Origin of the sequence: Salibaculum sp., assembly GCF_035270045.1 — a bacterium.
Taxonomy (GTDB): domain Bacteria; phylum Pseudomonadota; class Alphaproteobacteria; order Rhodobacterales; family Rhodobacteraceae; genus Salibaculum.
The window spans coordinates 17280-38598 of sequence record NZ_DATFIP010000056.1 but is presented as its reverse complement, the minus strand read 5'-3'; the positions used below and the strand labels follow the sequence as shown (position 1 = coordinate 38598).

General features: G+C 63.0%; 22 protein-coding genes. 13 read left to right on the top strand and 9 right to left on the bottom strand.

The window, feature by feature from the left end:
• Nucleotides 1-156: 156 nt before the first annotated feature.
• Nucleotides 157-582 carry a hypothetical protein gene (locus VJ897_RS09815; protein WP_324055429.1) on the top strand — a complete coding sequence of 142 codons (426 nt, stop codon included), beginning with the start codon at nucleotides 157-159 and terminating at the stop codon, nucleotides 580-582.
• Nucleotides 583-783: 201 nt separating this feature from the next.
• Here VJ897_RS09815 and VJ897_RS09810 read toward each other — a convergent pair whose 3' ends face one another.
• Nucleotides 784-3129, bottom strand: coding sequence for an autotransporter domain-containing protein (locus tag VJ897_RS09810; protein WP_324055428.1), 2346 nt, complete (start codon nucleotides 3127-3129; stop codon nucleotides 784-786).
• Nucleotides 3130-3973: 844 nt separating this feature from the next.
• Entirely contained in the window at nucleotides 3974-5269 is a 1296-nt protein-coding gene (locus tag VJ897_RS09805; protein ID WP_324055427.1) for a hypothetical protein, read from the bottom strand.
• A 24-nt stretch (nucleotides 5270-5293) separates the two neighbouring features.
• Here VJ897_RS09805 and VJ897_RS09800 point away from each other — a divergent pair, with 24 nt between their 5' ends.
• Genes VJ897_RS09800 through VJ897_RS09790 form a run of 3 tightly spaced genes read left to right on the top strand, consistent with a single transcriptional unit; the run spans nucleotide 5294 to nucleotide 7227 of the window.
• Nucleotides 5294-5554: a type I restriction enzyme subunit R domain-containing protein gene (locus VJ897_RS09800; RefSeq protein ID WP_324055426.1), complete on the top strand. Its 261-nt coding sequence runs from the start codon at nucleotides 5294-5296 to the stop codon at nucleotides 5552-5554.
• Nucleotides 5555-5569: 15 nt separating this feature from the next.
• Nucleotides 5570-6502, top strand: coding sequence for a hypothetical protein (locus tag VJ897_RS09795; RefSeq protein WP_324055425.1), 933 nt, complete (start codon nucleotides 5570-5572; stop codon nucleotides 6500-6502).
• A complete protein-coding gene (locus VJ897_RS09790; protein WP_324055424.1) occupies nucleotides 6502-7227 on the top strand; it encodes a M48 family metallopeptidase in 726 nt (241 codons plus the stop codon). The genes VJ897_RS09795 and VJ897_RS09790 overlap by 1 nt, the downstream gene beginning before the upstream one ends.
• A 109-nt stretch (nucleotides 7228-7336) precedes the next feature.
• Here VJ897_RS09790 and aroQ read toward each other — a convergent pair whose 3' ends face one another.
• Nucleotides 7337-7774, bottom strand: a complete 438-nt coding sequence (gene aroQ / locus VJ897_RS09785; protein ID WP_324055423.1) for a type II 3-dehydroquinate dehydratase — start codon at nucleotides 7772-7774, stop codon at nucleotides 7337-7339.
• Between the two features lie 137 nt (nucleotides 7775-7911).
• Between aroQ and VJ897_RS09780 the strand changes: the two genes are divergently transcribed.
• Nucleotides 7912-9129 (top strand): NAD(P)/FAD-dependent oxidoreductase, encoded by a 1218-nt coding sequence (locus VJ897_RS09780; protein ID WP_324055422.1) that lies wholly within the window; start codon nucleotides 7912-7914, stop codon nucleotides 9127-9129.
• 11 nt (nucleotides 9130-9140) lie between these two features.
• Here the strand turns inward: VJ897_RS09780 and VJ897_RS09775 are convergent, their stop codons facing one another.
• Both VJ897_RS09775 and VJ897_RS09770 read right to left on the bottom strand, forming a co-directional pair.
• Nucleotides 9141-9845: a winged helix-turn-helix domain-containing protein gene (locus VJ897_RS09775; protein ID WP_324055421.1), complete on the bottom strand. Its 705-nt coding sequence runs from the start codon at nucleotides 9843-9845 to the stop codon at nucleotides 9141-9143.
• A complete protein-coding gene (locus tag VJ897_RS09770) occupies nucleotides 9817-10098 on the bottom strand; it encodes a hypothetical protein (protein ID WP_324055420.1) in 282 nt (93 codons plus the stop codon). The genes VJ897_RS09775 and VJ897_RS09770 overlap by 29 nt, the downstream gene beginning before the upstream one ends.
• 173 nt (nucleotides 10099-10271) lie before the next feature.
• Here VJ897_RS09770 and VJ897_RS09765 point away from each other — a divergent pair, with 173 nt between their 5' ends.
• The 5 genes from VJ897_RS09765 to galE all read left to right on the top strand — a co-directional run bounded on the left by VJ897_RS09765 (nucleotide 10272) and on the right by galE (nucleotide 14541).
• On the top strand, nucleotides 10272-10685 hold the full coding sequence (locus VJ897_RS09765) for a hypothetical protein (RefSeq protein WP_324055419.1): 414 nt from the start codon (nucleotides 10272-10274) through the stop codon (nucleotides 10683-10685).
• 48 nt (nucleotides 10686-10733) lie between these two features.
• Nucleotides 10734-11357 (top strand): ribonuclease HII, encoded by a 624-nt coding sequence (rnhB, locus tag VJ897_RS09760; protein WP_324055418.1) that lies wholly within the window; start codon nucleotides 10734-10736, stop codon nucleotides 11355-11357.
• Between the two features lie 95 nt (nucleotides 11358-11452).
• The gene (locus VJ897_RS09755) at nucleotides 11453-12562 is read left to right on the top strand and encodes a site-specific DNA-methyltransferase (protein ID WP_414706723.1); all 1110 of its coding nucleotides are present in this window, start codon (nucleotides 11453-11455) and stop codon (nucleotides 12560-12562) included.
• A gap of 214 nt (nucleotides 12563-12776) precedes the next feature.
• Complete coding sequence (locus VJ897_RS09750) at nucleotides 12777-13445, top strand: outer membrane protein (protein WP_324055417.1); 669 nt, start codon at nucleotides 12777-12779, stop codon at nucleotides 13443-13445.
• An 85-nt stretch (nucleotides 13446-13530) separates the two neighbouring features.
• Nucleotides 13531-14541 (top strand): UDP-glucose 4-epimerase GalE, encoded by a 1011-nt coding sequence (galE, locus tag VJ897_RS09745; protein ID WP_324055416.1) that lies wholly within the window; start codon nucleotides 13531-13533, stop codon nucleotides 14539-14541.
• On the opposite strand, the gene VJ897_RS09740 is transcribed toward galE, so the two are convergent.
• Nucleotides 14538-15695, bottom strand: coding sequence for an alkane 1-monooxygenase (locus tag VJ897_RS09740; RefSeq protein WP_324055415.1), 1158 nt, complete (start codon nucleotides 15693-15695; stop codon nucleotides 14538-14540). The two genes, galE and VJ897_RS09740, sit on opposite strands and share 4 nt — an antisense overlap.
• A gap of 51 nt (nucleotides 15696-15746) precedes the next feature.
• Entirely contained in the window at nucleotides 15747-16805 is a 1059-nt protein-coding gene (mutY, locus tag VJ897_RS09735; RefSeq protein WP_324055414.1) for an A/G-specific adenine glycosylase, read from the bottom strand.
• 67 nt (nucleotides 16806-16872) lie between these two features.
• Here mutY and VJ897_RS09730 point away from each other — a divergent pair, with 67 nt between their 5' ends.
• Genes VJ897_RS09730 through VJ897_RS09720 form a run of 3 tightly spaced genes read left to right on the top strand, consistent with a single transcriptional unit; the run spans nucleotide 16873 to nucleotide 19206 of the window.
• Nucleotides 16873-17400, top strand: coding sequence for a DUF721 domain-containing protein (locus tag VJ897_RS09730; RefSeq protein WP_324055413.1), 528 nt, complete (start codon nucleotides 16873-16875; stop codon nucleotides 17398-17400).
• Between the two features lie 10 nt (nucleotides 17401-17410).
• Nucleotides 17411-18085, top strand: coding sequence for a DsbA family protein (locus VJ897_RS09725; protein WP_324055412.1), 675 nt, complete (start codon nucleotides 17411-17413; stop codon nucleotides 18083-18085).
• The gene (locus tag VJ897_RS09720; protein WP_324055411.1) at nucleotides 18082-19206 is read left to right on the top strand and encodes a CaiB/BaiF CoA transferase family protein; all 1125 of its coding nucleotides are present in this window, start codon (nucleotides 18082-18084) and stop codon (nucleotides 19204-19206) included. Before VJ897_RS09725 ends, VJ897_RS09720 begins: the two co-directional genes overlap by 4 nt.
• On the opposite strand, the gene lpxK is transcribed toward VJ897_RS09720, so the two are convergent.
• Nucleotides 19185-20177: a tetraacyldisaccharide 4'-kinase gene (gene lpxK, locus VJ897_RS09715; RefSeq protein ID WP_324055410.1), complete on the bottom strand. Its 993-nt coding sequence runs from the start codon at nucleotides 20175-20177 to the stop codon at nucleotides 19185-19187. The two genes, VJ897_RS09720 and lpxK, sit on opposite strands and share 22 nt — an antisense overlap.
• Nucleotides 20177-21319 carry a 3-deoxy-D-manno-octulosonic acid transferase gene (locus VJ897_RS09710; RefSeq protein WP_324055409.1) on the bottom strand — a complete coding sequence of 381 codons (1143 nt, stop codon included), beginning with the start codon at nucleotides 21317-21319 and terminating at the stop codon, nucleotides 20177-20179. The genes lpxK and VJ897_RS09710 overlap by 1 nt, the downstream gene beginning before the upstream one ends.

Here is a 21319-nt window from a genome sequence, read left to right as displayed (position 1 = left end):
ATTCCGTTGGAAGCTCGAACGGGACAACGGTAGATTTGGCCATGGTGGCATATCCTTTCTCTTTGAGAACGACGGCGCTTTTGAACACCGCCATGATATGCCGCCTACCTCAGCCCATCACCAACTTTCGGGCATAACTCCGACAGGTTCGCCGAGATGACTGATCTGCATGATCGGATCGGTGCCGCCCTTGCCGCACGGTTCGCGGACCGGGAAGCATCCATTCATGTCGAAGAGCAGATATATCAGGGCTTCTACACCCATGCGGATCAACGTCTGCTCAATCAGTTCCAAGCCGGGTCATGGGAAGACCGGCTTCATATCCTCGATGGCATCCAGGATGAACGGGCACGGCTGCTTGGGCGGCGGCTGATCTTCCTGAACAGGCCCGACCTGCTGGAGCCAACCATGGTCGAAACCTTGACCAGCGCGATGCGGGAACGGTGGAGGTCGGTGGATGAGGATACCTCGTGGACGACCTTCGCGAAGGTTGAAGAGCAGTTGGCCGAGATCGAGGCCGAGGGCGCGATGGACGCGGCGGGTTTGGCGGAGTTGCGGGCGTACTATGATGGCCTGCGGTGATGGCACCTTCGTCGGATCAACAAGAAACCCACAAGACTGCTTCACTGCATTTCAGCGACGAGAGCCCAGCGTGACAAGTTTCTGCTTCGCAGAGAATAGCGGCTGTTGCGATAGAAGGAATTTGGGTGGCGATCTGGATGGGACGGTTTACCCACGCACGGCGAGCAGTCCATGGGCTGATAAAACTGCTGGAAGAAGCTTTCAGAAGCGTACACCGTAGTGGACACCTAGACTGACCTGAGGAGCAGAGCCGAACGCAGCTTGTCCGACACGCAAGCTGCCTGACATAGCGCGATCGTCGCCCAGATCATGTGTGTAGCCAGCATCAAGGAAGCCTCGTGTGCGATGGCGCTCCAAGGTGCTGCCGACAGCGAAGGATTCCATTCCGGGAATAGTTGATGTCCCAGTCAGGATAGCCCTCTCTACGCTGAGGTCGCGCTCCACGCCAACACCAAGAGATAGGATACCTTGTTCTGCCACGCTCCGCTCGGCCGAGATCGCCAATGTTGCCGTTGTGCGCTGAATAGAGAGGGCGTCATAGCTGGCATTGAAATCAGCGCCGGTCTCAGCATAGGCGCTGCGACTGGTGCGAAAATGCGCCAGCGTTGCGCTCGGGATAATAAGCCACTCCTGCTGCTGGAAGCCGTAGCCGATGGCGGCACGTGCGCCGAATGTATCAAGGCTCGCATCGCCAGTTGCAAGCATGACGTTGTCCAAGCCACGACCACGCGCGATAGCTCCACTTTCGCGCCCCCATCCAATAGACGCTCCAGCTTGCCAGCCCGTCCGGGCCAATCCGCCTTCGCTGTACTCACTCCAGAGGCTAAAACCGACGCCGGAGCCCATGTCGAAACCATTGGAACTTAGGTTACTGCCGCTCACACTGAGCGTTCCCCCCAGGGTTGTCTGCCCGTCGAGCCCGCTCCCATAGGTGAGGGTTGCGACTCCACTTGTGCGGCGCCCGATGTCTTGCGAGGCGGTGCTGCCGGTATTGGCGAGCCAACCACCAACGCGCAGGCAAGACTGGTCATCTTCAGCAAGACATGTCTCATCCATCAGGCGGCCAACAACTGCCTGCTGTTGCGCTACAGCGATCTCGGTATCATTGGCCGTGACCGCATAGGACAGCATCAGGTTCTCGAAGTCCTGCATCTGTGTCCGCCAAATGAAGGCCCGGAACGTATCGTCGTCTGTTTCTGCCTCGCCAACGACAACCGATCCGTCAGCATTGACGGCTCTAGCCAGACTGAAGCCTGTGCCATCGCTCCGAAGACTGCCCAAAACTTGCATCTCAGGGTTCGCTGCGACCCCCGCATCACCGTCCTCGACCCAACGAAAGGCCTGTTCATCACCGGAGTCGGTCGTGCCGTATCCGACCACGACCGTTCCATCGTCATTTACATCAAATGACTGGCTGAACCCCGACCCATCACTGGTTAGAGTTCCAAGGCTCTGCATTTCCGGATTGAATGCAGGGCCGTTTGCACTGTCCTCGATCCAGCGATACGCCAAAAACTGTCCAGAGTCATTTTCGGCGGTACCAACTACAACCGTGCCATCCGTGTTGACCGCTGATGCTTCTGCAAGGCCGCCGTTGTCAATGCGAAGGCTGCCCAAATCCTGCATCTCCGGGTTGCCAACAAATCCGTCTGTGCCTCCTTCAACCCAACGAAAAGCGCGTGAAACCCCAGACACCCCCACAATACCGACAACCACATCGCCCGACGCACTCACGTCGCGGGCTTCACTCGCACTATTGATGCCGGGAAATGCAAATAGGCCCAGGTTCTGCATCTGCGGGTTGGCGCCGCCAAAATTCCCACCTTCAACCCAGCGATACGCCCGCCGTTCGTTACTGACGCTCTCGTGAAATGACCATCCTACGACTACTGAACCATCCGCGTTGATCCCTTGCGCGTTCCCCTGTGAAGGGTTGGGAGCGCCTGTTTCTTGAGGCAAGTGCAACAACGTCCCAAGGTCTTCAATTGCTCCGTCAGTCCAGCGGACTGGGCGTGCGCGGCCCAGGTCATTACGAGATTGACCTGCGATGAATACCGTACCGCTCGCATCGACTGTGACAGCACGCGCCGACGTTATGCTTGTGCCTGCAAAGGTGGGATTGACGTTCGACAAGCCGTCGAGAAGCGATACCCCATCCGCAGAGGTCCATGTGAAGGCAGCGCGATCCCCCGACGGACCAATCGTGCCGATAGCGATAGTTCCATCATCACTGACTCCTAAAGCTCGGCTGCTTTCGCTTTGCGATGCCCCCAGATTGCACATGCCACCACCGAAAGGCGTCGGGTCGCCTGGTGTCGGTCCCGACGAATTCGGCAGGCAGTCGAGTGGGTCTGCGGCTTGGGCTGACGCAGTGACAGGTGGGAACAGGGTGCCTGCCCCGACAATCGCGGCGCAACGGATGATGCCACCGGCTGTCTTGATGATGCATTGTCCACTTAAATTGCGGGAGCGCGTGTCGCTATACGTCATACGCATTCCTCCATCATACGCATCTCCTAATCGTGGCATAGCAGAGAAGAAAAACATGGGGAAAACAACCCCTCGCCTTTCTGACGCGCAAACTCGACCTTCTAGTAACTTGTTCGCCACAGTTGGCGCCTGCGCACCATCGCCGGACTTGTCTTGGGTTCGGCCGCTGCAGTCGGTGTGATTGCGTCGCTCTTGGATTAACACCCCCAAAACAGCCGTTTGATGAACAGTTCGCCGGACAGGACATTGGTGCCTGCGCAGCAAATGTCTGCTCCGTCCCGCACAGCCGACCTTCACGACCTGAAGCACTGCGCGGGTCCTGCGTGCGTTGCAGCATCACGCCGCCACCGGCTCCTCCTCGTCCTGGTCAGGCAACGAATCAATATAGCAGACCAGAGCATCGGTCACGAATGATCCCATGGTTTCGTGTTGGTTGGCGCGCACGATCTCCCGGGCGATCTCCAGGATGTCCGGATCGACGTTGCGGGTGGGTAAACGGTCAGCACAAAAGGTTGGCTGAATACAGGCATGTTGAACCCATCACGGTCACGACGAGCAGAAACTCAGCCGCAGGGACGAGACTTGGCAAGCCGGAAACCGGCACCTTCCCAAAGGCCAGCGCCACGACCCTCGACAGGAATCTGTTCAACGGGGGGTGGGGGGGAGTGGAGTGTGAGAAAAAACCGTCCGGATTTGTGCGCCCCTTAGAGGTTCTTCTTAGGAGCCCACAGAACTGGACGGTTTTTCTGGCTGTCTCCCAGGGATGCCCCAGGGTCTTCTCGCCCGCCGCAGGCGGGCGATGGAGATCATTTTTTGATGACACGTATTCGGCTCCGCCGACAACCGGGACCGCGAGGCGAAGCCGAGCCGGTCCCCGCCCTGGAGAATATGATCAGCACAGTCAGGCAGGCTCAGAGTCCTGTCGGAACCGCTCAGCTTCCGCATCGATCAGAGCATCCAGGTCGCCCCATCCCTGTCGGTCCTGCCGCGCATCCTGATGATCAAGCTCGTCCTGGTGCTCTCGTTCCAGCCGCTCAAGTTGGGCACGATCACCGCCATGTTTGCGATCCCGACGGCGCTCCGAAGTCTCCACTCTGTCGATGGGATAGCGGCATTGGTCGATCAGGGTGCTCTCGATCAGATCGTAGAGGGTCCGGCTGATCGCCAGGATATGCCGATGCCCCTGATACCGATGCCCAAGGTTGCGCCCCGCCATCTGGTTGATCATGTCGGCGTGCCAGAGCCGCAGCGCGTTCCTGATTCCGAACACCGCGTTGATGACCTGAAGCTGATCGTACTGCCCGATCTCTTCATCTCCACCGGGCGTGACGAAATTCGCGATCTGGATGATGTCAGCATCGGACAGGCTGTTCGAACCCTTGGCGCTGGCCAGGGTCGTGTGGTTATCCAGCCCGTCGCCGTTGTTACACAAAACATGCGCGTCCGGCAGGTCCTCGGACTCCCGCAGGCCCCGGGCAGTGTTGGGGTTCTCGGCGGATTTCAAACTCGTCAGGATGTGCGCCTCGATCCGGCCCTGACCGGTGACCCGCCCAGGCATGTCCAGGATCGCTGATTGCCCGAGATCGGCTGTTGCCTTGAAGATCGCCGTTGGCAGCGCCTCCGTGGTCAGCAGGATCGTCTTCCAGGCCAGCCCCTCCCACCAGGACCGGCGGACATAGGCGTAGCGGCGGGTGTGGCGGTTCGCATACATGGGCCAAGGCTTCCCGTTCTTTTTCGATATTCCATAGGTCTCGACCGGACCGACCCCGATCTCTTGTTTCGATGAAAGCTTGGACCTCCAGATCGAAACGGCCCGTTCGAAGCTGACCGCCCCGACGGTACTGTCCTTGTGGGCGCGCCAGGATTGCTTGGCCCGCACCAGGTCCAGGGTGTCTTCCAACCAAACAGGGGACGTCTCGAACAGGTCCTCGCACCACCGCACTTCAGGCAGTTCCGCTAGGTGGATGAAGTGTTCCACGGCCACCTCGTCATGAACCGCAACGACCAGGCCGGTCTGGTCGCGAAGCTGCCAGAACCCTTCGACCGGCGTGGTGAAGAAATCCGGATGCGCGAATATCCGGGACAGTCCGCCCTCTGTCCACTGATGCAGGACGCTGTGCACCATGAACAGGACCACGTGCTGGCCTGGCGGTGCCGACCGGATCGGGGCCATCATCACATCGTGCAGCCGGATCATCTCGGCCCAGAACCGAGGAACGCGGTGCTATACATCGACAAGCACCTGAAGTCCCACAACCTGCTTCAGGCCATCGCCCGGGTGAACCGATTGCACGAGGCCAAACAGCACGGGTTCCTGATCGACTATCGCGGTATTCTCGCCGAACTGGATACCTCGATCCAGGACTACCAGGACCTGGCCGCTCAGACCCAGGGCGGGTACGAGATCGATGATCTCGCCGGGACGGTGGCGAACGTCTCGACCGAGTACAAGCGCCTGCCATCCCTGCATGACGCGCTTTAGGCAATCTTCCGCGACGTGAAGAACAAGGCCGATATGGAACAGTATCGGCAGGTGCTGATTCCGTCGTTCCGGACAGACGAAAGCGGCGTGTCCATCGACGATCATCAGAAGGTCCGAGAGGATTTCTATGATGCGCTGACGGAGTTCGGCATGTGTCTGAAGCTGGCCCTGTCATCCCGAGCCTTCTTCGAAGACGGTGCTTTCGACGAGGTTACAATCCAACGGTATAAACGTGATCTGAAATTCTTCACCCAGCTTCGGGCCCAGGCCAAACAAGACGCTCAGGAAACCGTGGACTTCAGCACCTACGAGGAGCAAATCCGGCGGCTGGTGGACAAGCAGGTGATCGGCCAGGAGGTCAAGGACCCCGATGGGGTGATCCTCGTCGGCACCCTGGGGGAGGGCGAAGACCCCGAGGACTGGTCGGACGAGAAAACCCGATCTGAGGCCGACGTGATCAAGACGCGGCTGCGAAAGACCATCGAGCAGGACCTGATCGATGACCCACACGCGCAGCGGGTATTCTCGGATATGCTGAAGGAGGCCATCGCTGAGGCCGACGCTCTGTTCGACCACCCGGGTAAGCAGTACACGATGTTCAAGGACCTCGAAGACCTCGTGCAGGCCAGGGCGACACCTGACGTGCCGGACCGGTTCGAGGACCGCCCCAGGGCACCAGCCTATTACGGGGCATTTCTGGACCAGCTTGGCAACCAGGCGGCGGAGCGCCCGGAGGATGACCTGGTCGAGGAAGCGATCTGGATCGACGACACAGTTAACGATGCAGTGCGCTCCCACTCGATCAACCAGGCCAGCATCGAAGCTGCGATCAAACAGGCCATGCTGCCAAGATACTTCAATTTTTTCGGTGGTCTCGATGAGGCCAACGCCATGATCGAGCGCATCATCGGCATCGTGCGGGCTGGCGCGACGAAGGGTGACCGGTGATGCGGCATGCCATCGTTTACGGGGACCAACGTATCGCTTACCGGGTGGAGCAGGACGAGCGGCGCACAACCCGTGTGGCCATCCATGTCGATCCTGACGGCTCTGTCGTTGTCGATGCCCCGCCGGGGTTTGACGATGGCACGATCCACCGCGCTGTCCAGAAGCGGGCGCGATGGGTGGCCAGCCATGTCGCAGAAGCGCGAAACAGATACGCGCATGTTCGCCCACGCGAGTACGTGTCTGGCGAGCAGGTCCTGTATCTGGGGAAGCGGTATATCCTGAAAGTCGTCCCGGTCGAACACAAACCCGGACCGGTCAAGCTGAAGGGCAATCGTCTGATCGTGGAAACCAAATCGGGTGATCCGAATGACGTGAAGGGCCAGCTTCGGGGCTGGTACCGGGTGAAGGCTCGGGATTATTTCGTGACGAAAATTTCGGACGTGGCGTCCCGCCTATCCTGGGTCGAGCAGGTACCACCGCTTCGTCTGTTGGTGATGAACAAACAGTGGGGAAGCTGTTCACCGACCGGTCAGATCATCCTGAACCCGCACCTGGTAAAAGCCCCCAGGGAATGCATCGAATACGTCATCGTCCATGAACTCGCCCACCTGAGGCACCATGACCACAGCCAGGAGTTCTGGAAGCTGGTCACGACACATGTGCCAGCCTGGCAGGCTGCGAAAAAGAAGCTGGACGCGATGGTCGAGGTGATGACAGCGGAATGAGTGTCGAAGTCAGGATATCCGATGTTGATCCGGTCCTTCGACACCAACACACCATCTGGATTATGCATTTAAATCAATGGCATTGGTTACCCTGCCGGGGTCGCCAACATCACCCCAAAAGGGTCGCGATGTGCCGCAGGGCCAGTTCGTAGCCATGAACGCCGAACCCCGCCATCACAGCGTCGGCGCGGCGGCTGACGTAGGAATGGTGACGAAAGCTCTCGCGGCGGTGGACCTGGCTGATGTGCAGTTCGATCACCGGGCCGTCGTAGGCATTGAGCGCATCCAGGATCGCGATCGAGGTATGCGTGTAGGCGCCCGGGTTGATGATGATCCCGGCCGTCGTGGTGCGTGCCTCGTGTATCCAGTCGATCAACCGTCCCTCGTGGTTGGACTGGCGCGCCTCGACGTTCAGCCCGATGTCCTCGGCCACACGGGAACAGCGCTCCACTACATCCCTCAGCGTTGCGGCGCCGTATGTCTCGGGCTCGCGCTCGCCGAGCAGGTTCAGGTTGGGGCCGTTGAGGATCAGAACCGGCGTGCTCATCTTGGGGGTGTCCTTCGGATTGCCTTACCCTGACTAGCAAAGCCCGCGGCGCTTGAACATGCCGCGTGCGCCGAAAGCCCTTTACGGCGGCCTTGCGGCCACGCCATGCTGCGGACAGGTGACATCCGCGAGCAGCAATGGTGCGATTTCCGACAAATCCCGGGCGAGACAGCTATGACGTCGTGATCGTCGGTGGGGCGATCATGGGATCGGCACTGGCCTGGAACCTGGCCGTGTCCCCGCACTTCAACGGGTCCGTCCTGGTGGTCGAGCGGGATCCGCGCTACGCGGACTGCTCCACGGCGCACACGAACTCCTGTATCCGCCAGCAGTTCGGAAACGCGCTCAACATCCGCCTGTCGCAGTACACGGCCGAGGTCCTGCGCGATTTCCCGGCCTACATGGGCGATGACGCGCGCGTTCCCCACCAACAGATCCAGTCCTTCGGGTATCTCTACCTTGCCGGGGATGAGGCCGGGGCGGCGCGCCTGCGACATGCCCACGCCGTGCAGCTTGACTGCGGGGTGCCTGCCCGCCTGATGACGCCCGAGGAAATCGCTGCGTGCTATCCTTTCTACGCGTTGGATGACGTGGTTCTGGGCAGCCACAACACCCGCGACGAAGGCTACTGGGATGGCGGCAGCGTCTTCGAATGGTTCCGGCGCAAGGCCCGCGAAAAGGGCGTCGAGTATGTCGCAGGTGAGGTCACCGGGCTGGATCTGAACCTGGCCGGAACGGTGGTCGAGGCAGTGCGTTTGGCGGGGGGAGAACACATCGGTTGTGGCACGGTCGTCAATGCCGCCGGGCCGCGCGCGGCGCGGGTTGCCGCCATGGCGGGACGCGAGATCCCGGTGGAACCACGCAAACGCTTTTCGTGGGTATTCAAGGCAGAGCGGCCCCTGTCCGCGACCCTGCCGCTGACCATCGATCCCTCGGGCGTGCATGTCCGGCAGGACGGCCCCGACACCTACCTGGCCGGCGGCCACACTGTAGACGACCCGCCTGTGGACGCCGACGATTTCGCGATGGACGCAGATTTCTGGATGGATGTCGTCTGGCCTGCGCTGGCCGCGCGCATCCCGGCCTTCGAGGCGATCCGGGTGGTCAATGAATGGACCGGACACTACGCTTTCAACGTCTTCGACAGGAACGCGATCCTCGGGCCGGACCCGGAGGTGGGTAATATCCTCTATATGAACGGGTTTTCCGGCCACGGGTTGCAACAGGCCCCCGCAATGGGCCGTGGGCTGGCCGAATGGATAGCGCTCGGCGGCTATCGCACGCTGGACCTGCGCCCCTTCCACATCGACCGTATCCTGCGGGGCGAGCGGTTTGATGAAAGCGCGGTGATCTAGCGCCGATCCGCTCAGACCATGCGGATGACCGCCTTGTCGATCGCCAGCATGTAGCCCTTGCGTGCCACGTTCTTGACCAGCAGTTCGCTTATCATCTGGTTGCCAAGCGAGTCGCGCAGGCGCTTGATGCGGGTGGCGCCCGCTGCCTCGTCGCACTGCTCGGCGCTGCGCCCCGAGATCACCGCTTCGATCTCGGCGCCCGATAGCACCTCGTCATCCATGCGCGCCTCGGCCAGCACCGCCAGCGTCTCGATCGCGGCGTCGGTCAGCTTGAACTCGAAATTGTTCAGCAACACGGTTTTCTGGTCTCGGGCGATCATCAGGGTGTTCACCTCGATGCCTTGACGTTCAATCAGGCTCATCCGCCTGTTGAGCGCCACCAGCATCACCAGGAAGGCCACGGCGGCGATCAGCAGCGCGGTGGCGAATACCAGCAGGACGAAGATAACGAAGCGGTAGCTGTCCAGTGTTTCCGAGAATGCCGTGCCCGACTGGGCGAGGATTTCAAGCAACTTGACCTCGGCCTGGCCGGTCAGCGTGTCGTTCTCGACGAAAAGCCGCTCGACCCGCGCGTTGAAGGCGTTGGCGTCGGGCAGGTTGAGAAACAGGATGGCGGCCGCCATCGCGAGGATGGCAACGATCGCGATGATGCCCGCCAGCACAACCCGGTTGCCCCATTGACGGGCCTCAATAGCGGAGGAAGTAGTCTCCCGCACTGTCTCGCCTTTCCTCAAGCCCGGCATCCTCGAAGACGCCAAGGATATTCAATAACTGCCAGTCGTCGGCTGCAAGACGCGGCAAGAGCTCGTTTGCCGCATTCTCGGTGGTGCAGGCGCCGCGAAGTTCGGCGACGCCGTAGTGCAGGCGCAGTGGGTCGTCGCGCTTGGCCTTGTAGTCGGCATAACAGGCCGCCCCGGCGGGGCTGGCGGCCAAGAGGCCGACAAGCAATAAAGAAAGACCATGTTTCATGCGCAATCACTGCCTGTTCGGGGTGATGTTATGCAATATCGTGCCGCTTGTCTCGCCCCGTCATTCGATAGCGGCCTCGCGATATTGAGCGACCGGGCCGGCGGGAACCAGTCTCGGGTCATCACGTTTGGCCCGCGTCGGGCCAATGCCCCTTCGACCGAAAGGACTGACCCATGATGAAGACCCTGACCGCCGCCCTTGTGGCCTTGAGCCTTGGCCTGGGCACTGTCTCTGCCAGCCCCGCGCATGCCGAGATTTCCGAAAAGGAGGCCGTGATCGGTCTGCTCGGCTTGTTGCTCCTCGGTGCGGCGATCACGCAGAACAGCACCGATGGCGACACCGCCCGCCCGGAAAGGCGTGACCCAAGCTGGCGGGTTCTGCCCGCCAGGTGCCTGACCCGCATCAACACCCGGCACGGACAGGTCCGGATGTTCGCCAAGCGCTGCATGAACCGCAACTACGACCACGTGAACCGTCTGCCGGAGCGTTGTGAAATCTCGGTGCGGGGGGCGCGTCACATGCGCCAGGGATACGCACCGCGCTGCCTGCACCACGCGGGGTTCCGGATCCAGCGGATACATGACTGAGGGGCGCCGCCCTTGCCTTTCGCGTCGGGACCTGCTTGGTCCCGACGCATGAGTGATGCCCCCGATGACAGTTTCGAGGACGCCGCCCGGCAGGGTGGCGCGCGCCGCGTTTGCGGTGTGGATGAGGTCGGGCGCGGCCCCTTGGCCGGGCCGGTCACGGCCGCAGCCGTAATACTGGACCCGGATCGCATTCCTCCCGGTTTGCAGGACAGCAAGAAATTGACCGCCAAGCGGCGCGCCGCGCTTGCCGCGGACATCCACGCCGTTGCCGAAGTCAGCATCGCACATTCCAGCGTCGAGGAGATCGACAGTCTCAATATACTGCGCGCGGCACACCTTGCGATGGGCCGCGCGGTGGCGGGCCTGCAAGGTGTCGATCATGCGCTGATCGACGGCAACTGCATCCCCGACGGTCTGCCCTGCGCGGCGCAATCCGTGATCAAGGGCGACGCCCGGTCTCTGTCGATCGCGGCAGCTTCAATCGTGGCGAAAGTGTGTCGCGACGCACTCATGGTGGATTTGGCGCAACAGCACCCGGGCTACAGGTGGGACAGCAACGCCGGTTATGGCTCCAGGGCGCATCTGCAAGCGCTCCAAGATATCGGTGTGAGCCCACATCATAGGCGATCCTTCAAGCCGGTGCACAATATGTTGTATCAAGAAAAAGTATAAGCCCTTGATTCAAAATTACTTTTGACAGCGAATCGCCTCTGACTCATTGTTGGTGCCAAGAACGAGCGGACAATCCGCCGGGACAGAGGCAGAAAATGATGAACAAGACCCCTGATGCGAGTGCCCCGGCGCTCCCTTTGAATGCGATTCTCGATGGAGATTGCATCGAGGTGATGAACAGCCTGCCCGAGGCGTCGGTCGACCTGATCTTCGCAGACCCGCCCTACAATCTTCAATTGCGCGGCGAGTTGCACCGCCCTGACAATTCGCGCGTCGATGCGGTGGACGACGACTGGGACCGTTTCGAGAGCTTCAAGGTCTATGACGATTTCACCCGCGCTTGGCTGAAAGCAGCGCGCCGCCTGCTGAAACCCGACGGCGCGATCTGGGTGATCGGCAGTTATCACAACGTTTTCCGGATGGGCGCCGAATTGCAGAACCAGGGATTCTGGATCCTCAATGACGTAGTCTGGCGCAAGTCCAACCCGATGCCCAATTTCCGCGGCAAGCGGCTTACGAATGCCCACGAGACACTGATCTGGGCCAGCAAGTCGGACAAGTCGCGCTACACCTTCAACTACGAGGCGCTCAAGGCGCTGAACGAAGGCACGCAGATGCGCTCGGACTGGGTGCTGCCACTGTGCACCGGGCACGAGAGGCTCAAGGACGAGGCGGGCGACAAGGCCCACCCGACGCAGAAACCCCAAAGCCTGCTGCACCGGGTGCTGGTGGGGACCACCAATCCGGGCGACGTGGTGCTTGACCCCTTCTTCGGAACTGGAACCACCGGTGCCGTCGCCAAGATGCTGGGTCGCGACTACATCGGGATCGAACGCGATTCCGGCTACCGTTCTGCTGCCACGCGACGGTTGGCCGATATTCGCAAGTTCGACCGCGATGCGCTGCAGGTCAGTACGCCCAAACGGGCCGAACCGCGCGTGCCGTTCGGCCAGCTGGTCGAGCGCGGGATGCTGCGCCCGGGCGAGGAACTCTGGAGCATGAACGGACGCCACAAGGTCAAGGTGCGCGCCGACGGCACCCTAATCGGCGAGGACGTCAAGGGCTCGATCCACCAGGTGGGCGCCCACCTGGAGGGGGCCCCCAGTTGCAATGGCTGGACATATTGGCACTTCCGCAAGGACGGCAAGAAGGTGCCCATCGACCTGCTTCGCCAGCAGATCCGGTCCGAGATGCGGGCGGGCTAGTTCCCCAATGTGATCGCCTGTGCCCGTGGTCAGGACCACGGGCACACCTTCCCCGCCGTCCTCAGGGGTCGTCGGGGGTTTTTGCGTTTCTTGCCTCCGGATGCGACCGGTCGGATATGACTTGTGCGACTCCGTTTCCCACTTGCCTTTCGGTTTCTGACTTGTGGGATGGGACCTCTCCCATTAAATCCCGCTTAGAGATCGGAGATGTGCCATGACCCAGATGAAGTTCGAAACGAAAGCCTCTGCCGCCATCCTTGCCATGACGGTTCTGGCAACACCGGCAGCCGCGGAAGACGAAATCGGTTTCTACCTTGGCCTTCAGGAATCTCCGCACAGCACCGTGACGGGCAACGATCCCGGTGGATTGGGCGATGTGGATTTCACCGCCGGCTGGGAGGGCCGCTCGTTCGAGGCCCCGGTCTACTACGGCTTCCGCTGGACGCGGTGGCGCAGCGAGACGTTCGGCTGGGGGGTCGAGTTCACCCACTCGAAGGTCTATGCGGATGACGAAACGCTTGACGAGTCCGGCTTCGAGCGGCTGGAACTCACCGATGGCGTGAACATCCTGACTGTCAATGCCATGCGGCGCTGGCCTGGTCAGTGGGGAGATTTGACGCCCTACGTCGGCGGTGGCGTCGGGGTCGCGATTCCGCACGTCGACGTCGAGAGTGGCGGCGGCAAGTCCTTTGAATACCAGGTAACCGGGCCAGCGGCCCGTTGGACAGCCGGCGCGAGCTACCCCCTGAGTGACACCGTGTCGATCTTCGCAGACTACCAGGGCACATACTCCATGCACACCATGGATCTTGGCTCGGGCGGCACACTTGAAACCAACCTTGTCACCAATGCGGTCAACCTAGGTGTCAGCCTGTCCTTCTGATTGATCCGGTGGAGCGCCCGGCCATGCCGACGTTAACAGGCGCCCCCGGTCATCCCGACCCAGTATACGAGTGAGGCGCAGGCAGATGGCGAGAATTCTTCTGACCGGCGGGGCGGGATACATCGGCTCTCATACCTATCTGGGGCTCGTCGAGGCAGGCCACGAGGTCGTAATTCTCGACAATTTCACGAACGCGCGGGACGATGTGCCCGAGCGTCTGGAACGGATCTCGGGCCGCCCCGCGACGGTCTATCGCGGCGACGTTCTGGACCGCGCGCTTCTCGACCGGATATTTGCCGATCAGGCGATCGACGGGGTGGTTCACTTCGCCGCGCTCAAGGCCGTGGGCGAGAGCGTGCAAAAGCCGCTGGACTACATCCACACCAACGTGGGCGGGCTTCTGACCCTGCTGGCCGCGATGGAGGCTGCGGGCGTGCGGTGCATCGTCTTTTCGTCCTCGGCCACCGTCTACGGCGATACGGATATCCAGCGCATTCCCGAGGACCACCCCCGAAGCCATACTTCGCCCTATGGCTATACCAAGATCACCGGCGAGACCGCGCTGGAACAGGTGGCGGCGGCTGATGCACGCTGGGCGGTGGGGATCCTGCGGTATTTCAACCCGGTGGGGGCGCATCGTTCGGCCCTGATCGGCGAGGACCCGGGCGACATTCCCAACAACCTGATGCCCTATATCGCCAAGGTCGCCACCGGCGAGTTGCGCAGGATCAATGTCTTCGGCGATGACTACAATACTCCCGACGGCACGGGCGTGCGCGACTACATCCATGTCGAGGACCTGGCCCATGGGCACGTGCTGTCGTTGAATGCCTTGATGGAGACGGGCGAAAGCCACGCGGTGAACCTGGGCACCGGCATCGGGTCCTCGGTGCTGGACGTGATCCGAGCCTATTCCGCGGCCTGTGGCCGCGATCTTCCATACCGGATCGTGGCACGGCGGCAGGGCGATGTGTCCTCGGTGACGGCCCTGCCCGACAAGGCGCGCGCCGTTTTGGGGTTCGAGGCCCAGAAGACGCTGGACGACATGTGCCGTTCAAGCTGGGCCTGGGTCAGCGGCCAAATCGCCAATCGTTAACTCGCCCCGCGTGGCATCGGCGTGGTGGCCTGGATATAGGGGCTCCAGTCCTCGATCTCGGGATAGTATTGTCGGCGCCAAGCCTTGACCCGGGGGTTCATGATCCGGCGCCACAGCGGCGGGATCAGCGCGGCGAGGGTCATGATCGGGTAGCCGTAGGGCAGTTGCGGCGCCGTGTCCTCGTCGTAGGTCTGGAGCAGCGGAAACCGCCGGTCGGGCTTGTAGTGGTGGTCGGAGTGGCGTTGCAGGTTGATCAGCAGCCAGTTCGACGCCTTGTGCGCCGCGTTCCAGCTGTGGCGCGGCTGGACATGGTCGTATTTGCCATCCCCGAGGTATTTGCGCGTCAGCCCATAGTGTTCCACGTAGTTGACCAGCTCAAGCTGGAAAACTGCCCAGAAGGCCTGGGTCAGGAACAGGAACAGACCCCAGGGTCCTCCGATGACCGACGCCAGCGCCAGAAAGCCCAGTTGCAGCGCGGCGTAGCGCCACAACGGGTTGGACAGATGGTGCCAGGGTAGCCCCTTGCGCGCCAGCATCGCCTTTTCGGCGCGAAAGGCCGAGGGCGGGCATTGGCGCAGCACGCGCGGGAAATACCGGTGGAAACCCTCGTTGTAGCGGGCCGTGACCGGGTCGCGCGGTGTGCCGACATGGCGGTGATGCACCAGCAGATGTTCCGAGCGGAAATGCGAATAGAGCACCATGGCCAGCAGCATGTCGCCCAGCCAGCGTTCCAGCTTGGGTTTCTGGTGCAGCAACTCGTGGGCGTAGTTGATGCCGATGGTCCCCGACGCGATGCCTAGCGCGGCAAAGAGCAGCCATTCCTCGGCCGGGTGCAAGTGGCCGGAGCGGCTGACATAGAACAGGATGCCGAAGATCGTGACGACCTGGATCGGTGTCCAGATCAGTGTGATCGCGCGATACCAGAACAGCTCGGCCGTCACCGTCTCGGGATCGGCGTTCTCGGTATAGCGGCCCAGCACGGCGTCGAGCACCGTGAACAGGTGCCAGGTCGCCAGCGGCAGCAGCGCGATGTACCAGCCGCCCTTGATGGCGGCCAGCCAGGCCAGCGGTACCAGAATGAGCGAAGCCCAGAAGGGTAGGGCGCGGCCGATCCGGGTCAGTTCGGCATTGGGGATGTGGTCTGTCGTGGCCATCGAAACCTGCCTGGGCTTGTCGAGTGAAGCTTATTGTAATCGGCCGCGTTCTCAAAGGTCCCGCAACGTCGCGGCGGCAAGGTCATGGGCCTTGCGCATGACCGTGGGCAGATCGGCGCGCCGAAACGCCTCGTTCGGGTGGAATCTGCCCCGATTCGGCTCTGCTTCGAAGGGAACCCTGGCCACATGCACCGCCAACCGCAGGTGGAAATGGGTAAAGGTGTGGCGAGCCTCGGCCTCCAACGGGTGCCAGTCCGCCTCTATCGGCGGGGCAGGGGCGGGATCATCACCCCAGTGCGAAGTGGGCCAGCTTAGCATCCCGCCCAGCAACCCCTTGTCGGGCCGGGTTTCCAGCAGCCATGCGCCATCCGTGCGCCGTGCGATATAGGCGATGCCCTGTCGCGTGGGCTTGGGTTTTTTGGGCAGCTTGCGAGGCAGATCGGCGGCGTGGCCCGCAAGACGGGCCGCGCAGAGCTCGCGCAGGGGGCAAATTCCGCAGGCGGGGGATTTCGGCGTGCAGATCGTCGCGCCAAGGTCCATCACCGCCTGGGCATAATCACCGGGCCGATCGCTTGGCGTATGGCGCTCGGCCAGGGCGGTCAGTGCGGGCTTAGCGGTCGGCAAGGGGGTCTCTACGTCGTGCAGGCGCGCCATGACACGCTCAACGTTGCCGTCCACCACCGTTGCCGCCTCGTCAAAGGCGATAGCGGCAATGGCGCTGGCGGTATAGGGGCCGATCCCCGGCAGCGTCAGCAACTCGGCGCGGGCCGCGGGGAAGTGGCCGCCGTGGTCCGCGACGACCTGCCGCGCGCATTTCAGCAGGTTGCGGGCGCGCGCATAATACCCTAGCCCGGCCCATGCGGCCATGACCTCGGCGTCCTCCGTCGCGGACAGGTCGGTTACGGTTGGCCAGCGCGTTGTGAACTCATGAAAATAGGATCGCACCGCGGCAACCGTGGTCTGTTGCAGCATGATCTCGGATAACCAGACGCGGTAGGGGTCGGGCCGGACGCCGGCGGCGCGGTCCGCCGGGCCGACCCGCCAAGGCAGTGCGCGGGCGTGGTGATCATACCAGGCCAGCAGGTGTCGAGATATCGCCGCGTCACGCATTCTTTATGTCGTCCTTTCCGGCTGGCTCTGGCGTCTGCCGCTCATGTGCTTAGAGTAGGGCGCAGCCATGACACAACCACGCAAGCCCTTCGGAAACACCGGCACGACACGCGGCTTTTCCCGTGCCGCGACGTTGATGCAGCCACGAATCCGCACCGCCTCGGAATCGCGGGGCTTTGCCGTTTCGCGGCTTCTGACCCATTGGTCGGAAATCGTGGGCGAGACCACTGCGCGTGTCGCGCATCCGGTCAAGGTCAGTTATTCGCACGGCGGGATGGGCGCGACCCTGTCGCTGCTGACCAGTGGCGCGCAGGCCCCGATGCTGGAAATGCAGAAGGAACAGATTCGCGAGAAGGTGAACGCCTGCTACGGCTACAACGCCATTGCGCGCATCCATATCACCCAGACCGCGCCCACCGGTTTTGCAGAGGGGAAACTGGCTTTCGACCATGCCCCGAAAAGAACCCACAGGCCCGATCCCGCCACCGTCGAGACCGCGCAAGAGATTACCGGTGACGTCGGCGACGAGCGATTGCGGCTTGCCCTTCAGGCGCTTGGCACCAATGTGCTGGGCAAGCGAAACATCAGGAAATGAAAGAGGCCCCATGAAAAACGCATTTATCGCCGCTGTCGCTGTGGCCGCCGTTGCCGGCGGCGCCTGGTTTCTGACCCGGCCGTCCGTGCCCGCCGACCCCGTTCTGGGGGCCGCGATGGCACAGGATGCCGAGGTCGACACCAGCCAGATCACCGAGATGGTCAAGGGCGACGCGGATGCCCCCGTCGAGGTGATCGAATACGCTTCGTTCACCTGTCCGCATTGTGCCGATTTCCACCAGACGCAGTTCCCACAGATCGAGGAAAACTACGTCGACACCGGCAAGGTTCGCTTCGTCTACCGCGAGGTCTATTTCGACCGGCCGGGGCTCTGGGCCTCGATGGTGGCGCGCTGCGGCGGCGAGGACCGCTTTTTCGGAATCACCGACCTGATATACGAGCGTCAGCAGGACTGGGCCCGTCGTGAAAGCGGCGAGGAAATCGTCGCCGACCTGCGCCGCATAGGCAAGGTCGCGGGGTTGACGGACGAGAACCTGGATAGCTGTCTGAGCGACGGCGAAACCGCGCAGAACCTCTATGGCTGGTACCAGGCCAATGCCGAGGCAGACGATGTGCAGAGCACCCCTAGCTTCGTCATCCAGGGTGAGAAATACTCCAACATGTCCTATGACGATTTCGCCGCGGTGCTGGACGAAAAGCTGGCCGAGGCCGACGCGGCCGAATGACGCCTCTCGACGGGCTCAGGGTCGTGGAACTGGCCCGTATCCTTGCCGGCCCCTGGGCCGGGCAGCTATTGGCTGACCTCGGGGCCGAGGTGATCAAGATCGAGGCCCCGGCCGGCGACGACACCCGCCACTGGGGGCCGCCCTTCATCGACCGTGACGGCGACAGGGCGGCCGCCTATTTCCATGGGTGCAACCGTGGCAAGCGCTCGGTCGTTCTGGATTTCACGGTGCCCGATGACCTGGCCGCCGCCAAGCGTTTGATCGCAGGGGCTGATGTGGTGATCGAGAACTTCAAGATCGGCGGATTGGCGAAATACGGGCTGGACTATGACAGCTTGAAGGCTGTCCATCCCGGGCTGATCTATTGTTCCATCACCGGATTCGGACAGGATGGTCCTTATGCCGCGCGGGCGGGGTATGACTACATCATCCAGGGCATGTCGGGCCTGATGTCCGTCACGGGCGAGCCGGACGGCCAGCCTCAGAAGGTGGGTGTCGCCGTCACCGACATCCTGACCGGGCTTTATGCCAGCAACGCGGTTCTGGCGGCTCTGCACCAGCGAGACCGCACCGGTGAAGGGCAGCACATCGACATTGCGTTGCTCGACGTGGCCGTCGCCACCACTGCCAACCAGGCGATGAACTACCTGGCGACGGGCGCGGCCCCAGCGCGGCTGGGCAACGCGCATCCGAACATCGTGCCATACCAGGTGTTCGGTTGTGCCGACGGCTATGTGATCGTCGCCGTGGGCAATGATGGGCAGTTTCGCCGGTTCTGCACCCTGCTGGGGCTGGGCGCCTTGGCCGATGATGCGCGATTTGCGACCAACCCCGCACGGCTGGAGCATCGCGATCTTCTGGTCGATCGGTTGGCAGGGGAGATCCTCACCTGGACCAAGGCCGATCTGCTGGCCGCCTGCGAGCCCATGGGCGTGCCTGCCGGGCCGATCAATGACATGGCCGAGGTCTTTGCAGATCCACAGGTGGTGGCGCGCGGGCTGCGTATCGATCCCGAAGGCGTGCCGGGCGTGCGTGCACCGATCAGGTTTTCCGGGGCCGACCTCGCGACCGGCCGCGCTGCTCCCCGGTTTGGGCAGGATCAGGACTTGGCCGACACCTGAGCCAGCAGGCCATCCAAGGTCGACCAATCCGCCAGATCCAGCCGGACGGGCAGCGTAATGACCTTTTGCCGGAATGCGGTGGGCAAGCGCACCGCGTCCTTTTCGGTGGTGACAAGCTGGGCGCCGAGCAGTGCGGCTTCCTTTTCCAGCCGCAGCATCAGCGCGTCGCCCAGAGGCTGATGATCAGCCAGCGGCTCGCCGCGCACCACCTCCGCCCCAAGCCCGCGCAGGGTGGCGAAGAACTTCTCGGGGTGGCCGATCCCGGCAAAGGCCAGCACACGCATTCCGCGCCAGGGCATCCCCGTCGGCAAGGCGGCGAGCGCGCCCTCCAGCCGTTGGCAATGCTCAGGCAGTTCGGGGCGGAAAGCTTCCCTCTCCCTTGGCGCGCCGATTACCAGCAGGGCATCGGCGCGGGCGAGGCCGGTGTGAGCGGGTTCGCGCAGCGGCCCTGCCGGCAGGACACGGCCATTGCCGAAGCCCCTGGCCGCGTCCACGACGACGATGGACAGGTCCTTGGCCACGGCCGGGTTCTGGAACCCGTCGTCCAGCAGGATCACCCTGGCCCCGGCTGCTTCGGCGGCGCGGACCCCGGCGGCGCGATCCCGCGCGACCCAGACCGGGGCGAAGGCTGCGATCAGAAGCGGCTCGTCGCCCACGCCGGCGGCCGTGTGGAGCGTCGGGTCGACGCGAAGGGGGCCGGTCTGTGTCCCGCCATGCCCGCGGCTGACGACATGCACCGCGGCGCCGCGCTCAGCCATGTGCCGGGCAAATGCGATCACCGTGGGCGTCTTGCCGGTGCCGCCTGCATTGATATTGCCGATGCAGATCACCGGTACGCCCGCCCTGTGGGCCGGGGGTCGTGCGACACGCCTTGCGGTCAGGGCGCCGTAAAGCCAGCCAAGCGGCGCCAGAAGCCGCGCGCCCAGACCGGGGCGTTCCGGGGCCCCGTACCAGAAGCCTGGCGCGCGCATCAGGCGATCCCCCCGACAAACGCCGTGTCCTCGATCAGGGTCGTCAAATCGTGATAGGCCAAGGAGCTTTGCGTGACTTCCTCCCAACCGGCGTGAGCCATGGTGGCGGGCCGGTCCGGCCCTATCAACTCGCCCAGCGCCACCCCCAGTTCGGAGCCGCTGCGCACCTTGCGCGCGGCCCCGGCCTGCGACAGGCGCCGATACTGGTCCTGCCAGGGTTGCACGAAGGGCCCGTGCAGCACCGCCGAGCCGACCGCGGCGGCGGCAAAGGGGGCCGGGCCGTCCGGCCCCGACAGGGTGCCCCCCATGAAGCAGACCGGCGCCAGACGATACCACAGGCCGGCCTCGCCCGGGCAGTCCGCGACCAGCGCCTGGATTTCTTCGTCGGGGGGCTCCTCGGCCGAGCGCAGGGCCGTGCGGAGCCCCGAACGGGCCAAGCGGCGTGCAAGGTCTGGCCCGTCCACGGTCGCCCGGGGCGAAACGATGGTTAGCAGCCGGTGACTGCGTCGGCTTGCTGACTTGTGAGCGGCGGCGATCTGGGCGACCTCGCCAGGGACGATGGCACTGGGAAACCAGGCGGGGCGACTGCCCACGACCTCGGCCATGACCGTCAATTCGTTGGGGTCGTGACCGGGGGGGTCGGCGTCTTCTTTCAGGGGGCCGGTCACGGTGATCCGGTCGGCGGGAACCCCCAGCTTCTGAAGGCGGTTTCCGGTGGCGCCGTCGACACCCAGAATGCGTCCGAACCCGGCAAGTGGCTGGCGCAGCTTGCGCGCGCCCAGGCCCAGACCTCGCGGTGCGAGCTGGTGCAGGGCGATATTGACCAGGATCATGGGAAGGCCGCGCCGACCCAGCGCCGTCATCAGGGCCGGGCGAAGACCGCCGAACCAGACCAGCACGCAGGGTGCGTGCCGGTCCAGCAGGGCGCGCCCGGCCGGACCACTGTCGGCGGGGGACTCGACCAGGTCTGCTGGCGGGCATCCATGTGCGGCGACTTGTCCCAGCTCATCGCGAGGGGCGCTCAGAAGCAAGCGCACCTCGGTCTCTGCCCGGTGAAGGTGCCGCGCAAGCGCGATGGCCGCGGCCAGGTTCCCGGCATCGTCGCTACAGATCCAGACAAGCGGCGGCTTGGGTTCCGTCAT

Excerpts from the sequence above, each read along its gene's own strand:
- VJ897_RS09815 (WP_324055429.1), top strand. The coding sequence starts at position 157 with ATGACTGATCTGCATGATCGGATCGGTGCCGCCCTTGCCGCACGGTTC.
- VJ897_RS09810 (WP_324055428.1), bottom strand. The coding sequence starts at position 3,129 with ATGTTTTTCTTCTCTGCTATGCCACGATTAGGAGATGCGTATGATGGA.
- VJ897_RS09805 (WP_324055427.1), bottom strand. The coding sequence starts at position 5,269 with ATGATCCGGCTGCACGATGTGATGATGGCCCCGATCCGGTCGGCACCG.
- VJ897_RS09790 (WP_324055424.1), top strand. The coding sequence starts at position 6,502 with ATGCGGCATGCCATCGTTTACGGGGACCAACGTATCGCTTACCGGGTG.
- aroQ (WP_324055423.1), bottom strand. The coding sequence starts at position 7,774 with ATGAGCACGCCGGTTCTGATCCTCAACGGCCCCAACCTGAACCTGCTC.
- VJ897_RS09780 (WP_324055422.1), top strand. The coding sequence starts at position 7,912 with ATGGTGCGATTTCCGACAAATCCCGGGCGAGACAGCTATGACGTCGTG.
- VJ897_RS09770 (WP_324055420.1), bottom strand. The coding sequence starts at position 10,098 with ATGAAACATGGTCTTTCTTTATTGCTTGTCGGCCTCTTGGCCGCCAGC.
- VJ897_RS09765 (WP_324055419.1), top strand. The coding sequence starts at position 10,272 with ATGATGAAGACCCTGACCGCCGCCCTTGTGGCCTTGAGCCTTGGCCTG.
- rnhB (WP_324055418.1), top strand. The coding sequence starts at position 10,734 with ATGAGTGATGCCCCCGATGACAGTTTCGAGGACGCCGCCCGGCAGGGT.
- VJ897_RS09755 (WP_414706723.1), top strand. The coding sequence starts at position 11,453 with ATGATGAACAAGACCCCTGATGCGAGTGCCCCGGCGCTCCCTTTGAAT.
- VJ897_RS09750 (WP_324055417.1), top strand. The coding sequence starts at position 12,777 with ATGACCCAGATGAAGTTCGAAACGAAAGCCTCTGCCGCCATCCTTGCC.
- galE (WP_324055416.1), top strand. The coding sequence starts at position 13,531 with ATGGCGAGAATTCTTCTGACCGGCGGGGCGGGATACATCGGCTCTCAT.
- VJ897_RS09740 (WP_324055415.1), bottom strand. The coding sequence starts at position 15,695 with ATGGCCACGACAGACCACATCCCCAATGCCGAACTGACCCGGATCGGC.
- mutY (WP_324055414.1), bottom strand. The coding sequence starts at position 16,805 with ATGCGTGACGCGGCGATATCTCGACACCTGCTGGCCTGGTATGATCAC.
- VJ897_RS09730 (WP_324055413.1), top strand. The coding sequence starts at position 16,873 with ATGACACAACCACGCAAGCCCTTCGGAAACACCGGCACGACACGCGGC.
- VJ897_RS09725 (WP_324055412.1), top strand. The coding sequence starts at position 17,411 with ATGAAAAACGCATTTATCGCCGCTGTCGCTGTGGCCGCCGTTGCCGGC.
- VJ897_RS09720 (WP_324055411.1), top strand. The coding sequence starts at position 18,082 with ATGACGCCTCTCGACGGGCTCAGGGTCGTGGAACTGGCCCGTATCCTT.
- lpxK (WP_324055410.1), bottom strand. The coding sequence starts at position 20,177 with ATGCGCGCGCCAGGCTTCTGGTACGGGGCCCCGGAACGCCCCGGTCTG.
- VJ897_RS09710 (WP_324055409.1), bottom strand. The coding sequence starts at position 21,319 with ATGACGGAACCCAAGCCGCCGCTTGTCTGGATCTGTAGCGACGATGCC.